Annotated in this window: 10 protein-coding genes; 4 read left to right on the forward strand and 6 right to left on the reverse strand. The window is 65.0% G+C overall.

What is annotated here, in order from left to right; all coding sequences use genetic code 11:
- Positions 1–124 precede the first annotated feature (124 nt).
- Positions 125–1,423 carry an FAD-dependent oxidoreductase gene (locus tag P0D89_RS15055; RefSeq protein ID WP_408358184.1) on the reverse strand — a complete coding sequence of 433 codons (1,299 nt, stop codon included), beginning with the start codon at positions 1,421–1,423 and terminating at the stop codon, positions 125–127.
- Between the two features lie 307 nt (positions 1,424–1,730).
- Here P0D89_RS15055 and purL point away from each other — a divergent pair, with 307 nt between their 5' ends.
- Positions 1,731–5,810 (forward strand): phosphoribosylformylglycinamidine synthase, encoded by a 4,080-nt coding sequence (gene purL / locus P0D89_RS15060; protein ID WP_408358183.1) that lies wholly within the window; start codon positions 1,731–1,733, stop codon positions 5,808–5,810.
- Positions 5,811–5,997: 187 nt separating this feature from the next.
- Here the strand turns inward: purL and P0D89_RS15065 are convergent, their stop codons facing one another.
- The 5 genes from P0D89_RS15065 to P0D89_RS15085 form a co-directional block, all read right to left on the reverse strand.
- The gene (locus P0D89_RS15065) at positions 5,998–6,777 is read right to left on the reverse strand and encodes a peptidylprolyl isomerase (RefSeq protein WP_408358182.1); all 780 of its coding nucleotides are present in this window, start codon (positions 6,775–6,777) and stop codon (positions 5,998–6,000) included.
- Positions 6,778–6,786: 9 nt separating this feature from the next.
- Complete coding sequence (locus P0D89_RS15070; RefSeq protein ID WP_408358181.1) at positions 6,787–7,101, reverse strand: BolA family protein; 315 nt, start codon at positions 7,099–7,101, stop codon at positions 6,787–6,789.
- Between the two features lies 1 nt (position 7,102).
- The gene (locus tag P0D89_RS15075; RefSeq protein WP_408358180.1) at positions 7,103–7,633 is read right to left on the reverse strand and encodes a septation protein A; all 531 of its coding nucleotides are present in this window, start codon (positions 7,631–7,633) and stop codon (positions 7,103–7,105) included.
- Positions 7,634–7,859: 226 nt separating this feature from the next.
- Complete coding sequence (gene msrB / locus P0D89_RS15080; RefSeq protein ID WP_408358179.1) at positions 7,860–8,282, reverse strand: peptide-methionine (R)-S-oxide reductase MsrB; 423 nt, start codon at positions 8,280–8,282, stop codon at positions 7,860–7,862.
- 197 nt (positions 8,283–8,479) lie between these two features.
- Complete coding sequence (locus P0D89_RS15085) at positions 8,480–10,036, reverse strand: protein adenylyltransferase SelO (RefSeq protein WP_408358178.1); 1,557 nt, start codon at positions 10,034–10,036, stop codon at positions 8,480–8,482.
- A 213-nt stretch (positions 10,037–10,249) separates the two neighbouring features.
- Between P0D89_RS15085 and P0D89_RS15090 the strand changes: the two genes are divergently transcribed.
- From P0D89_RS15090 to P0D89_RS15100, 3 genes are all read left to right on the forward strand, one after another.
- Entirely contained in the window at positions 10,250–11,926 is a 1,677-nt protein-coding gene (locus P0D89_RS15090; RefSeq protein WP_408358177.1) for a 3-(methylthio)propionyl-CoA ligase, read from the forward strand.
- A 177-nt stretch (positions 11,927–12,103) separates the two neighbouring features.
- A complete protein-coding gene (locus tag P0D89_RS15095; RefSeq protein WP_408376888.1) occupies positions 12,104–14,188 on the forward strand; it encodes a 3-hydroxyacyl-CoA dehydrogenase NAD-binding domain-containing protein in 2,085 nt (694 codons plus the stop codon).
- Between the two features lie 123 nt (positions 14,189–14,311).
- Entirely contained in the window at positions 14,312–15,490 is a 1,179-nt protein-coding gene (locus P0D89_RS15100; protein WP_408358175.1) for an acetyl-CoA C-acyltransferase, read from the forward strand.
- The last annotated feature ends 24 nt before the right edge of the window (positions 15,491–15,514 follow it).

Consider the following 15,514-nt stretch of genomic DNA (forward strand, 5'->3'; position numbering starts at 1 on the left):
AAGCTTGGGAACCGCTATGTTAGTGCCGATACAGGCGCCGCGGGCGGCTCTTTCAGCCCGCTCGCGAGCGGGCTGAAATCAGGCCGCGCGAGGGCCGTAAGCAAATTGCCGCTCACACCGGACTTTACGGGAAGCGGTCCGTGCGCAGCGCGGCCAGCGTGTCGTCAGGCAAACCCGGCGCGTGGCCCGACAGCAGATCGGCGACCAGCTTGCCCGCGCCGCAGGCCAGGCCCCAACCCGCAGGGCCATGGCCCACGTTGACGAACAAACGCGGATGCAGCGCGTTGCCGATCACCGGCATGCCGTCCGGCGACAGGAGCTTGACGCCTTCCCATGGCAGCGCCGCCGAAATCCGCGCGGCGCCCGGAATCCAGTCGTGCGTCGCCTGGCCGAGCAGCGCGAGCGCTTCCTTGGTCACGGCTTCGCCCAACGGCTTGTCGATCTGGCCGGCGCTTTGCAGCACCGCGCCCCCGGCGATCCGCAGCCGATGGTTCATCCGGCTGATGCCGATCCGCTTGACCGCGTCGACGATCGCCACGTGCGGCGCGCATTCCTCATGCGCGATCGGCGCGACCAGCGTGTGCAATCGCAGCGGATGCAGCGGCAGCCGCAAGCCGACGCGCTCGAGCAGCGCAAGGCTGCCATGACCGGCGGCCACCACGACCGCGTCGGCATGGATCACTTCGACTTCACGCGAACGGGCGGCCGCACCGGCGCGCGGCGCCAGCTCCACGGACGCGCGCTGGCCTTCGAGGCGGATCGCCGAGACCTCGCAGCCCAGCATGAATTGCACGCCGCCTTGCGAGTCGAGGGTCTGCTTGATGAGCTTGGCGAACAGCGGACAGTTCGCCGTCCGCTCCCGCTCGAACAGCACGCCGCCGGCGAATTCCGGCTCGGTGCGCACCGAGTGCTCATACGCGGCGCATTCGGCAGGCGTCAGCACGTGATGCGGCACTTCGTACTGGCGCAGGAGGTCGAGCGCGGGCCGGGTCTGCTCCCATTCGTGCTCGGCGCGCACCAGGTGGAGCAGCCCGCTCGTCTGTTCGAATTCGAGCCCGAAGCGCGATTCCACGTCGGCCATCGCGTCGCGCGACGCTTCGATCAGCGGGCGCAAGCGGCCATACTGGCGGGCGAACGCCTCCGGTTCCTGCAACGCGGCTAGCTGCTTGACGAACTGACGCGCCGCCCCGTTGAAGCCGATTTTGTTGATGACGCCGTTCTTTGCGTTCTGGCGGCTCGCGAGGAAGGTCGGGCCGAACCAGACGTCGAGCGGGGTCGGCAGGACATTGCCGCCGTGGCCGTAGGTCGCGCCCTGCGCAACGGTGGCGTGGCGCTCGACGACGCAGACTCGATGGCCGGCCGCGCGCAGGTGATAAGCGGTGGCGACGCCCGCGATCCCGCCGCCAATGACGATGACATCCATGGTTTGATTCGAATTGCCCGACGGGACGCCGAAGCGGCGCATTCCCGTTGAGCGTGGCATGCGGCGCGCTGCCCGGCATGGCTCGGGCGGCTCGCGCCGATCTGGTGAAAGGGCGAATGATAGCAGTCAAACCGCCGTCGCGGCCACGCGCCGCGCATCCCCCGGCGGCGCCCGCGCGCGGACCGAAAGCGCACCGCCAAGCCCGCTGGAAGCCTGTTCCCGGGGTATAATCCCGGACTTCCTTTCCGCCTCACGTCGCCTGCATGCGCGACTTCTCGGCATCACTGAGCGACGCAACGTCAAGTCCATGGCCCACTTCTCGTGTTTCCCCGGCGCTTCGGCCCTTTCCGATTTCCGTCAAACCCGCCTGCTCGAAACGCTCACGCGCATCGACCCGAATATCACCGGCGTACGCGGGCAATACCTGCACTTCGTCAACGCGCAAACGCCGCTCTCCGCTGAAGACACCGCGAAGATCGAGGCGCTGATGCACTACGGCGATCCGCTCGAAGCAGGCAAGGAGCGCGGTGCCGCCGAAACCTTCCTCGTGGTGCCACGTTTCGGCACGGTGTCGCCGTGGGCCAGCAAGGCCACCGACATCGCGCATCTGTGCGGGCTCACGCAGGTGCGCCGAATCGAGCGCGGCGTCGAGTACACGGTCACGCTGAAAAGCGGCCTGCTGGGCGGCAAGAAGGCGCTCTCCGACGAAGTCCGCGCGGCCGTCGCCGTGGCGCTGCACGACCGCATGACCGAAAGCGTGTCGCCCTCGCGCGACCACGCGCTGCATCTGTTCGACGAACTGCCGGCCAAGCCGCTGCAAACCGTCGACGTGCTCGGCCACGGCCGCGGCGCGCTGGAAACCGCGAACACGGAGCTGGGCCTCGCGCTCGCCGACGACGAAATCGACTACCTGGTCGACGCGTTCACGAAGCTCGGCCGCAACCCGACCGACGTCGAACTGATGATGTTCGCGCAGGCCAACAGCGAACACTGCCGCCACAAGATCTTCAACGCGGACTGGACCATCGACGGCGAGAAGCAGGACATCTCGCTGTTCAACATGATCCGCAACACCGAGAAGCTGAACCCGCAAGGCACGATCGTCGCGTATTCGGACAACTCGGCGATCATGGCGGGCGGGATGGCCGAGCGCTGGTTCCCGCGCGCGCCGGCCGAGCCCGGCGCGATGCCGGAGCACTACCGCCGCAGCGTCGAACTCACGCACACGCTGATGAAGGTGGAGACGCACAATCACCCGACCGCGATCTCGCCGTTCCCGGGCGCCGCAACCGGCGCGGGCGGTGAAATCCGCGACGAAGGCGCGACGGGTCGCGGCGCGCGTCCGAAGGCGGGTCTGGCGGGCTTTACGGTGTCGAACCTGGAATTGCCGGACGGCGTCGAGACTTGGGAAAACGCGCGCGACGCCGCGCAGCCGCTCGCGCACCGCAATCCGGCCGACCAGCACGACGCCTATGGCCGTCCCGACCGCATCGCGTCGCCGCTGCAGATCATGATCGACGGCCCGCTGGGCGGCGCCGCGTTCAACAACGAATTCGGCCGGCCGAATCTGGGCGGTTATTTCCGCGCTTATGAACAGAACGTCGCGGGCCTGGTGCGCGGCTATCACAAGCCGATCATGATCGCCGGCGGCATCGGCAACATCTCGGACCAGCACACGCACAAGCACGATCTGCCGGAAGGGTCGCTGCTGATTCAGATCGGCGGCCCCGGCATGCGCATCGGCATGGGCGGCGGCGCCGCCAGCTCGATGGCGACCGGCACCAACACCGCCGAACTCGACTTCGACTCGGTGCAGCGAGGTAATCCGGAAATCGAACGCCGCGCGCAGGAAGTCATCAACGCTTGCTGGCAGCTCGGCGACAAGAACCCGATCCTGAGCATTCACGACGTGGGCGCGGGCGGTTTGTCGAACGCGTTCCCGGAAGTGGTGGACGGCGCAGGCAAGGGCGCGCTGTTCGAGCTGCGCAAGATCCAGCTTGAAGAGAGCGGCTTGTCGCCGCGCGAAATCTGGTCGAACGAAGCGCAGGAGCGCTACGTGCTGGCGATCGCGCCGGCCGATCTGCCGGCCTTCGAAGCGATGTGCAAGCGCGAGCGCTGCCCGTTTGCGGTGATCGGCACGGCCACCGCCGAGCGTCAGCTGAAGCTGATCGACTCCGAACTGAACGACGCCGCCGCGCATCAGCCGGTCGATATGCCGATGGAAGTGCTGCTCGGCAAGGCGCCGCGCATGCATCGCGATGTCAAGCGCGTCGAGCAGCGGCTCGAACCGGTGGACGTCACCGGCCTCGCGTTGCCGGACGTCGCGCAGAGCGTGCTGCGCCATCCGACGGTCGCGAGCAAGTCGTTCCTGATTACGATCGGCGACCGCTCGGTGGGCGGCACGACCGCGCGCGACCAGATGGTCGGCCCGTGGCAAGTGCCGGTGGCCGACGTGGCGATCACGACCATGGACTACGCGGGCTTCCGCGGCGAAGCAATGACGATGGCGGAGCGCACGCCGCTCGCGGTCATCAACGCGCCGGCGTCGGGCCGCATGGCGGTCGGCGAGGCCGTCACGAACATCGCGGCCGCGCCCATTGATTCGCTCGACAAGCTGAAGCTGTCGGCGAACTGGATGGCCGCGTGCGGCGCGCCGGGCGAAGACGCGGCGCTCTACGACACGGTCAAGGCGATCGGCATGGAACTGTGCCCGGCGCTCGGCATCAGCATTCCGGTCGGCAAGGATTCGCTGTCGATGCGCACCAAGTGGGAAGACCGTGGCGTCGCGAAAGAAGTGGTCGCGCCGGTCTCGCTGATCATCTCGGCGTTCGCGCCGGTCGAAGACGTGCGCAAGCAGCTCACGCCGCAACTGCGCCGCGTGGGCGATGTCGGCGACTCGGTGCTGATCGCGATCGACCTCGGCCGCGGCAAGCATCGTCTGGGCGGCAGTATCCTCGCGCAGGTCACGCAGCAGGTCGGCGACACGGTGCCCGACATCGACGATCCTGAAGACCTGAAGCGCTTCTTCAACGCCATCCAGGTGCTCAATAGCGACGGCAAGCTGCTCGCTTATCACGACCGCTCGGACGGCGGCCTGTGGGCGACGGTGTGCGAAATGGCGTTTGCGGGTCATGTCGGCGTGTCGCTGAACGTGGACATGCTGATACTCGATCCGCATCACGAATCCGATTACGGCGACGCGAAAGACTGGGCGAAGCAGACCAGCGGCCGTCGCGAAGACCGCACGATTCGCGCGCTCTTCAATGAAGAACTCGGCGGCGTGATCCAGGTGCGCGCGGCGGACCGCGACGTGGTGCTGGTCGCGTTGCGCGAACACGGGCTGTCGGCGTGCTCGCATGTGATCGGTAAGGTCACTGAGCGCGACATGATCGAAATCTATCGTGACGCAAAGAAGATCTACGAAGCGTCGCGCACCGAACTGCATCGCACGTGGAGCGAAGTGAGCTGGCGTATCGCGCGTCTGCGCGACAACCCGGCTTGCGCTGACGCGGAATACGACGCACTGCTGGATGCCGCCGATCCGGGCATCACGCCGGTGCTGAGCTTCGATCCGGCTGAAGACGTCGCCGCGCCGTTCGTCGGCAAGAGCGCGCGTCCGCGTGTGGCGATCCTGCGCGAGCAGGGCGTCAACTCGCACCTCGAAACGGCCTACGCGTTCGACCGCGCCGGTTTCGACGCGCACGACGTGCACATGAGCGACCTGCTCGCGGGCCGCGCGAACCTGGCGGACTTCGCCGGCGCGGTGGCGTGCGGCGGCTTCTCATACGGTGACACGCTGGGCGCGGGGGAAGGCTGGGCGAAGGCGATCCGCTTCAACGCGCAACTTGCCGACATGTTCGCCGCGTTCTTCGGCCGCGAAGACACGTTCGCGCTCGGCATCTGCAACGGCTGCCAGATGATGAGCAGCCTCGCGTCAATGATCCCGGGCGCCGAGGCATGGCCGAAGTTCACGCGCAACAAGTCGGAGAAATTCGAAGCGCGCTTCTCGCTGGTCGAAGTAGAGGCGTCGCCGTCGATCTTCTTCGCCGGCATGGAAGGCTCGCGCATTCCGGTGGCGGTCGCGCACGGCGAAGGCTATGCGGACTTCTCGCAGCAAGGCGATGCGTCGAAGGTAGCGGTGACGATGCGTTACGTCGATCACCGAGGACAAGCGACCGAGCAATATCCGTTCAACCCGAACGGTTCGCCGAACGGCATCACGTCGGTCACGACCGCCGATGGCCGCTTCACGGTGCTGATGCCGCACACCGAGCGCGTGCATCGCGCGGTGCAGATGAGCTGGCATCCGGAAGGCTGGGGCGAGGGCGGCACGGACGCGAGCCCGTGGATGCGCGTGTTCCAGAACGCGCGCCGCTGGTTGGGGTGATCTGGCGCGGGGCCACCGCTTGTTTTGCGGTGGCGGCCTTGTTGTGCGGCTCGCGCTGGTGTGGTTGACACTACGCTTCGCACAAGGCGAAAAGCCGCGGCACCAAAAACCTCAGCAACAAAAAAGCCGCCCACGGGCGGCTTTTTTGCTTTCAGACTTCAGACCAGGCGGTCACTCGACAACCCGCTTATTGAATCTTCGCATTCTTGCGCAGACCTTCTTCGAACGCCTGCAGCTTTTCCTGCTGGATCTGCTGCACGATCTGCGGGCGCACCTGCTCCAGCGGCGGCGGCGTGGTGTCGCGCACGTCGTCGACACGGATGATGTGCCAGCCGAATTGCGTATGCACCGGCGTGTCGGTCATCTGGCCTTTCTGCAGATGCGTGGCCGCGTCCGCGAATTCAGGCACGTAGGCCTTCGGGTCCGACCAGTCGAGGTCGCCGCCGTTCTTGCCCGATCCCGGGTCCTTCGAATATTGCTTGGCGAGCTCTTCGAAGCTCGCGCCACCCTTGATCTTCGCGATCAGGTCCTTCGCCTGCTGCTCGTTGTCGACGAGGATGTGGTGCAGGTGATATTCCTTGCCGCCCGCGTCCTTGATCAGCGCGTTGTAGCGCGCGGTGACCTCGGCGTCGCTCGGCTGGTTGTTCTTCACGAAGTCTTCGATCAGCGCGCGCAGCACGACGGTTTGTTGGGCGACGGCGATTTGCGCCTTGATGTCCGGACGATTCGGCAGGCCGCGGCGCAGCGCTTCCTGCATCAGGATCTCGCGGTTCACCAGTTCTTCGCGTACCGCCATTTGCAGCTGCGGCGTGTTTTGCTGGCCCTGATGAACCAGCTGGTCGATCAGCGCATCGGCGCGCGCTTTCGGAATCGGGGTGCCGTTCACGACAGCGATGTTCTGTGCAAATGCAGGTGCGGCCGCAAACGCAGCCAGCAATACCCAAAGGCGGGTTTTCTTCAAGGTCATCGGAAGTTCCTAGCGGGGCAACAAAGCAAATTCTTCGGGCGTATACGCCGTGATCGCAAGGGCATGAATGCCGCGCTGCATGCCATCGGCCAGCGCATCATACACCATGCGATGCCGCGCTACGCGGGCCTTGCCGGCAAATGCGACAGCCACGATCGTGACACTGAAATGACCGCCGGCAGTGGCTCCCGCGTGGCCCGCGTGCTGTGCGCTGTCGTCGGTGATGCGAATCGACTCGACTGGCGCGAGCGCGGCGGTCAGGCGCGCCTCGATCAGCGCGGCGCGCTCGGCGGTGGTGGCGTGCATGAACATATCGTTCGTCATGTCATTCTTCCTTCATGTACTTCGCAAGCCACAAACTCTGTCCGACGATGAACACCAACAGGCATCCGGTCGCGCCGAACAGCTTGAAATTGACCCATTGGTCGGTCGTGTAGTGATACGCGACGAACAGATTGACGAGCCCGAGCAGCACGAAAAACACCGCCCATACGATATTCAACTTCCCCCAGATCGCGTGCGGCAGCGTGATCTGCTTGCCCATCATCGCTTCGATCAGGTTCTTGTTGAAGCCCAGTTGCGAGACGATCAGCGCGACGGAAAACGCCCAGTACAGCACGGTCGGCTTCCACTTGATGAAGGTGTCGTTGTGCAGCACGAGCGTGGCGCCGCCGAACACCGTGACGACGCCGAGGCTCACCCACAGCATCGGATCGACCTTGCGGTGGCGGAAGGCCACCCACGCAATCTGCACCAGCGTGGCGACGATCGCCACTGCCGTCGCCGTGAAAATGCCCCATATCTTGAAGGCGACGAAGAACAGGATGATCGGGAACAGATCGAACAGGAATTTCATTATCTGGTCGGGAATTCGCAGAGTGAGTCGAAGGTGATAGCGCGGTGCGAAGCGCCCGGTGGTGATCGCCGTGTCAAGCCGCCATGGCTAACGGACGGCTTACCGGGCTGTTCGCCGCGAGCCTGCCGCGCGAGAGGCAAGCCCGCAGGTTGGATCAAGGACGTCGCGGCCGCCGGCGCGCCCGATGGCGCGCGCCTGCCGGCAACGCGCCGGACTTCGCACAGCGTTACTTGGGCTCGAATTGTAACGCAGCCGAATTGATGCAGTAACGCAGACCGGTCGGCGCCGGGCCGTCTTCAAACACGTGGCCTAGATGCGCGCCGCAGTTCTTGCATTGCACTTCGATGCGCAACATGCCATGCGAGCGGTCGGTTTTCTCCGCGATCACCTCGCCGTTGATCGGCTTGAAGTAGCTCGGCCAGCCGCAGCCGGCGTCGAACTTGGTGTCCGATTCGAATAGCGGCGTGCCACAGCACACGCAGTCGTAGATGCCGCGGTCCCAATGATCGTGGTAGCGGCCGGTGAACGGGCGCTCGGTGGCCGCGTGGCGGGTCACCTGGTATTCGATGTCGGACAACTGTTTGCGCCACTCGGCGTCGTCTTTCTGCACGGTGGGGGCATCGGGGTTCAGGTCGTCGGGCTTGTTCATGGTCGGTTCCTGTCTCGGGCTTGTTTTGGGGGTTGCCTGTATGCGGGCCGGGTTCGGCGTTCAGTCAGCGTTCAGTCGGCTTTCGTTAAGGCTTCGGTCGACGTTCGTTCACGCTTCATCGCGGCTCGAATCGCGGCTTTACGGTTCACTCTGCTCATCACACGGAATCAGGCGCACTTCAGCGTCTCGCAGACGCGTCACGACGAGCAACTCACTTCCAGCGAGCTTGCCCAGTCGGGCGGCAAGCCCGCATAGGCTTCGTGCTCGGGCTGTTCGTCGAACGGGCGGCGCAGCACTGCCGCCAGACGCTCCACTTCGGAAAAGTCCTTCTCTTTCGCGCGGCGGATCGCCGTTTCCGCCAGATGATTGCGAAGTATGAATTTGGGGTTCACACGGTTCATTGCAATGGCGCGCGCGGCGTCGTCGCGTGTTTCTTCGGACAGCCGCGCGCGATAGTCGTTCGCCCACGCATCGAACGCGGTGCGATCGAGAAAGAGGTCGCGCACCGGCGCATCGCCGCTCGCGTCGTGTTTCGACACGCGCGCCAGATTGCGGAAGGTCAGCGTGAAATCAGCGCGGTTCGCGTGCATCACTTCGAACAGGCGATTGATCAGCGTGTCGTCGCCGTCGCGCCCGTGTTCGAGGCCGAGCTTCGCGCGCATGCGCCGCTCCAGTGCCGGCGCGAACCGCTCCTTGAAACCGCCGAGCACGCGCTGCGCGTCTTCGATCGCCTTGTCGCTGCGCACGCTTTCGTCGTGCTGTTCGCCGAGCAGGGGCAAGAGCCCCTGCGCGAGGCAAAACAGATTCCAGTAGGCGATCTGCGGCTGCATCCGGTACGCGTAACGGCCTTGCGAATCGGAGTGGTTGCAGATGTAGCCGGCGTCGAAGCCGTCCATGAAGCCGAACGGACCGTAATCGATCGTGAGGCCGAGAATCGACATGTTGTCGGTATTCATCACACCGTGACAGAAGCCGACCGCCTGCCACTCGACCATCAGGTCGGCGGTGGACAGCACCGCTTCGTTCAGCAGCGCAAGATACGGATCGTCGGCTTCGCGGCAATGCGGATAGAAACGCTCGATCACATGATCGGCGAGCGCCCGCAACGCGTCGACGCGATCGTTCGAATAGAAGTGCTCGAAGTGACCGAAGCGCACGAAGCTCGGCGCCACGCGTGTGACCACGGCGGCGGTTTCGACAGTCTCGCGCCGCACCGGCTGATCGGAGCCGATCACGCACAGCGCGCGGGTGGTCGGAATGCCGAGGTGATACATCGCTTCCGAACAGAGAAACTCGCGGATCGACGAGCGCAGCACGGCGCGACCGTCGCCCATGCGCGAATACGGCGTGCGTCCCGCGCCCTTGAGCTGTAGCTCGAAGCGCTGGCCGTCGTGTTCGATTTCACCGAGACCGAGCGCGCGGCCATCGCCGAGCTGGCCAGCCCATACGCCGAACTGATGGCCCGAGTACACCGATGCATAAGGCAGCACTTCGGCCGGCCACTCACGCGTCGCGTTGCCGCAGAACAGTTCGGCGAAGCCCGGAACGTTGCGAAGCTCAGGCGCGAGACCGAGCAGTGCTGCGGTCTCCGTGGAGAAGCCGACCATGTACGGCGCGCTAAGCGGCGCGGCGGGCAGACGTGTGAGAAACGCGCTGCCGAGCTGCGCGAACGCGCTCGGCGGGGGAGTGACAAGAGCGTTGGAAAGATCCGTTAAAGCTTCGGATAGCCCTGCAATGCTTGGGGAAAACGACATGTTGAGCGCCTCTGGATTAACCGATATTGTAAGTCCGCGCCCGCGGAGCTGCTGGACGGCCTTTGGACGATGCTGCATCCCGATGTGGTACCCCGCTGTCATACCTATCTGTCGCCGGCTTTGCGGATTTCGCTGCCGCGCAGTCAGACACGCCCAATCGGCTCCCGGACCGCAACCCTATCGAAAACAGACAAGCCGAGGAGACCCCGCTTTATGACGACGCCGCTGCTGGGCCAGATGATGGACGTCCCACTCACCGTGTCCTCGTTGCTCGCGCATGCCGCGCGGCATTTCGGCAGCACGGAGATCGTCTCGCGGCGCATCGAGGGCGACCTGCACCGCTACACCTACCGCGATTGCGAGAAGCGCGCGAAGCAGCTCGCGCAGGCGCTGATCGCGCTGGGCGTCGAACCCGGCGAGCGGATCGCGACGCTCGCGTGGAACGGCTACCGGCATCTGGAAACGTACTACGGCACGACCGGCTTCGGCGCCGTCTGCCACACGGTCAACCCGCGTCTCTTTCCCGACCAGATCGCCTACATCGTCAATCACGCCGATGACGCCTACGTGCTGTTCGACACCACGTTCGCGCCGCTCGTCGACGTACTCGCGCCGCAATGCCCGAAAGTGCGCGGCTGGATCGCGCTGGCCGACGACGCGCATCTGCCCGTCATGCAAACGCAGGTGCTCAGCTACGAGACGCTGATGGACGCGCAGGACGGCAACTTCGAATGGCCGTCTATCGACGAGCGCCAGGCGTCCTACCTTTGTTATACGTCGGGCACCACGGGCAATCCGAAGGGCGCGCTGTATTCGCATCGCTCGACGGTGCTGCATGCGTTCGGCGCGTCCTTGCCCGATGCGATGAGCCTGTCCGCGCGCGATTCGGTGCTGCCTGTCGTGCCGATGTTCCATGTGAACGCGTGGGGCATTCCGCACGCCGCGCCGTTGACCGGCGCGAAACTGGTGTTCCCCGGCAAGGACCTCGACGGCAAGTCGCTCTACGAGCTGATGGAAAGCGAACGCGTCACGTATTCGGCCGGCGTGCCGACTGTGTGGCTCGGCTTGCTGAACTATCTGCGCGACGCGGGCGTGAAGTTTTCGTCGCTCGAGCGCACGGTGATCGGCGGCTCCGCGTGTCCGCCGGCCATGCTGCAAACGTTCGAGGATGACTACGGCGTGCAGGTGATCCACGCGTGGGGCATGACCGAAATGTCACCGCTCGGCACCCTGTCGAAGCTGACCTGGGAGCAGAGCCAGCGGCCGCTTGCCGAGCAGCGCAAATTACTCGAAAAGCAGGGCCACGCGATGTACGGCGTCGACATGAAAATTGTCGGTGAGGACGGGCGCGAACTGCCGTGGGACGGCGTCGCGTTCGGCGATCTGCATGTGCGCGGGCCGTGGGTGATCGACCGGTATTTCCACAAAGACGACTCGCCGCTCGTGGACGGATGGTTCCCGACCGGGGACGTCGCCACCATCGACCGCGACAGCTTCCTGCATATCACCGATCGCTCGAAGGACGTGATCAAATCCGGCGGCGAATGGATCAGCTCGATCGATATCGAGAACGTCGCGATCGCGCATCAGGCGGTCGCGGAAGCGGCATGCATCGCGTGCGCGCATCCGAAGTGGACCGAGCGTCCGCTGCTGGTGGTCGTCAAGCGAGCGGGCTTCGATGTCACGCGCGAGGAACTGCTCGCCTTCTACGAAGGCAAGGTCGCCAAATGGTGGATTCCCGACGACGTCGCGTTCGTCGACGAACTTCCGCATACCGCCACCGGCAAGCTGCTGAAGCTGAAGCTGCGCGAAGCTTTCCGCGACCACGTGCTGCCGTCCGCACTCGACGATGAGCAGTGTTGCCCGCTTGCCAGGGGAAACCCTGCGTAGAGATAAATTGAACGATCGTGCTTTTCTGTGTATCCTGCCTGCAGACCCAGGAATACTCCGTCGGCTGCAAAGTCGACCAATGAGCTGGAAAATGAGCCGACTCAGCAACCTGGACGGCCGGCGCGCAACGCGCCGTCCTAATCGCATGATAGGTATGGATCGCATGGAGGCAGGCAGATGGCAGTGAATTACACAACCCAAGACGGCGTGGCCGTCATCACGCTGAACAATCCTCCGGTGAACGGCCTCGGCCTGTCGACGCGGGCGGGCATCGTCGAGGGAATCGAGCGCGCGCAGAACGATCCAGCCGTCAAGGCCATCGTGCTGACCGGCGCGGGCAAGGCTTTCTCGGGCGGCGCCGACATCACCGAATTCAACACGCCGAAAGCCACTCAGGAGCCGACGCTCGCCACGGTCATCAAGATCGTCGAAGGCAGCGCGAAGCCGGTGGTCGCGGCCATTCACAGCGTCGCGATGGGCGGCGGCCTGGAACTGGCGCTCGGCGCGCATTACCGCATCGCCGCGCCCGGCGCGCAGATCGCGCTGCCGGAAGTGAAGCTCGGCATCCTGCCGGGCGCGGGCGGCACTCAGCGCCTGCCGCGCGCAATCGGCCTCGAAGCCGCGCTCAACATGATCGTTTCCGGCGCGCCGGTGCTGTCGGAGAAGCTGGCCGACTCGGGCCTGTTCGACGAAGTCGTGCAAGGCGATCTGGCCGAGGCGGCGCTCGCGTTCGCCCGCGAGGTTGGCGCAAAGGAAGGCCCGCATCCGAAGGTGCGCGATCGCAAGATCGAGCATCCGAACGCGGCCGGTTTCATCCAGTTCGCGCGCAATAGCGTCGCGGCGATCGCGAAGAACTTCCCGGCGCCGCACAAATGTATCGACGCCGTCGAAGCGGGCGTGCAGGACGGTTTCGACAAGGGCCTCGCATTCGAGCGCGAATGCTTTATCGCGTTGGTGCAGACGCCGGAAAGCCGTGCGCTGCGTCATGCGTTCTTCGGCGAACGCGCGGCGAGCAAGATTCCCGATGTGCCTGCCGATACGCCGGTGCGCGACATCAGCCAGGTGGCCGTGATCGGCGCGGGCACGATGGGCGGCGGCATCGCGATGAACTTCGTCAACGCGGGCATTGCGGTCACGCTGCTGGAAACGAAACAGGAAGCGCTCGACCGCGGCCTCGCGGCGATCCGCAAGAACTACGAAGCCACCGTCAAGAAAGGCAAGTTGAAGCCCGAAGCGCTCGAACAGCGCATGGCGCTGATCACGCCCACGCTTTCCTACGACGACCTGAAGAGCGCCGACCTGATCGTCGAAGCCGTGTTCGAAGAACTCGGCGTGAAAGAGCAGGTGTTCAAGCGTCTGGACGAAGTCGCCAAACCCGGCGCGATTCTCGCGTCGAATACGTCGACGCTAGACGTCGACAAGATCGCCGCGTTCACGAAGCGTCCGCAAGACGTGGTCGGCCTGCACTTCTTCAGCCCGGCCAACGTGATGAAGCTGCTGGAAGTAGTGCGTGGCAAGGAGACCGCGAAAGACGTGCTCGCCACCGTGATGCAACTCGCGAAGAAGATCAAAAAGACGGCGGTGGTGTCGGGCGTGTGCGACGGCTTCATCGGCAACCGGATGATCGAGCAGTACGTGCGTCAGGCGCTCTTCATGCTCGAAGAAGGCGCGCTGCCCGCACAGGTGGACAAGGCGATCGAGAAGTTCGGTTTCGCGATGGGCCCGTTCCGCATGAGCGATCTGGCCGGCAACGACATCGGCTGGGCGATCCGCAAGCGCCGCTATCAGGAACGTCCTGATATCCATTACTCGAAGATCGCCGACCGTCTGTGCGAGATGGGGCGCTTCGGGCAAAAGACCGGCGGCGGCTGGTACGACTACAAGGCGGGCGACCGCACCGCGTATCCGTCGAAATTGGTCGACGAGATGATCGGCGCGTTCTCGAAGGAAACCAACGGCGAGCGCCGCAAGATCAGCGACGAGGAAATCGTCGAGCGCCTCGTGTTCGCGCTCGTCAACGAAGGCGCGAAGATTCTCGAAGAAGGCATTGCGTCGAAAGCGTCGGACATCGACATGGTCTATCTGACCGGCTACGGCTTCCCGCTCTATCGCGGCGGCCCGATGCTGTACGCGGACACGGTCGGCCTCTACAACGTCGAGCGCGGGATCCGCCGCTACGCGGCGCGGCCGAACGGCGACGCGTGGCAGCTCGCGTCGAGCATCGCGAAGCTGGCGGCTGAAGGCCGCGGGTTCAACGGCTGAGCAGGCCGACGGCCGCTTGGATCAAACGACTGAGGTGGCGCGCTTCGGCGCCCGATTTGCAGCGTAATTCGCGCAGCGATTTGCCAACGCGCCACCATCGACATCTGGAAGTAGGAGATATGCATGACTGACGCCGTAATCGTATCGACCGCCCGCACGGGCCTTGCCAAATCATGGCGCGGTGGTTTCAACATGACGCACGGCGCGACGCTCGGCGGCCACGTGACGCAGGCCGCCGTCGAGCGCGCGAAGCTCGACCCGGCGCGCGTCGAGGACGTGATCATGGGCTGCGCGAATCCGGAAGGCGCGACGGGCGGCAACATCGCGCGGCAGATCGCGTTGCGCGCCGGCTTGCCGGTCAGCGTGCCGGGCATGACAGTGAACCGTTTCTGTTCGTCGGGATTGCAAACTATCGCGCTCGCCGCGCAACGTGTGATCGCCGGTGAAGGCGACGTGTTCGTCGCCGGCGGCGTGGAGTCGATCTCGTGCGTGCAGAACGAGATGAACCGCCACATGATGGCCGATGGCTGGCTCAGCAAAAACAAGCCGGAAATCTACTGGTCGATGCTGCAGACCGCCGAGAACGTCGCGAAACGCTATTCGATCTCGAAGGAACGTCAGGACGAATACGGCGTGCGCTCGCAGCAGCGCGCGGCGGCCGCGCTCGAAGCCGGCAGGTTCAAGGACGAGATCGTGCCGTTGACGGTGCTCGCCGGCGTCGCCGATAAAGCGAGCGGCCGTCTGTACACGAAGGAAGTGACCGTCAGCAGCGACGAAGGCATTCGCGCCGACACGACGCTCGAAGGCGTGGCGAAGATTCGTACCGCGATGCCGGGCGGTGTGGTCACCGCCGGCAACGCGAGCCAGTTTTCGGACGGCGCGTCGGCTTGCGTCGTGATGAACGCGAAAGTGGCGGAGCGTGAAGGGCTGCAGCCGCTCGGCATTTTCCGCGGCTTCGCGGTGGCTGGCTGTGAGCCGGACGAAATGGGCATCGGCCCGGTGTTCGCGGTGCCGAAGCTGCTGAAGCAGGCGGGTCTGAAGGTCGAGGACATCGACCTGTGGGAATTGAACGAGGCGTTCGCGGTGCAGGTGCTGTATTGCGCGGACAAGCTCGGCATTGCGCATGATCGCCTGAACGTGAACGGCGGCGCGATTGCGGTTGGGCATCCGTATGGCGTGTCCGGCGCGCGGCTCACCGGCCATGCGTTGATCGAAGGCAAGCGGCGCGGCGCGAAGCTGGTCGTCGTGACGATGTGCATCGGCGGCGGGCAGGGCGCGGCGGGCTTGTTCGAAGTGGTTTGACGGGGGCTGTGTTTGAGGGGACCT

The sequence above is a fragment of the Paraburkholderia sp. RL18-085-BIA-A genome (assembly GCF_046027075.1).
Taxonomy (GTDB): Bacteria; Pseudomonadota; Gammaproteobacteria; order Burkholderiales; family Burkholderiaceae; genus Paraburkholderia.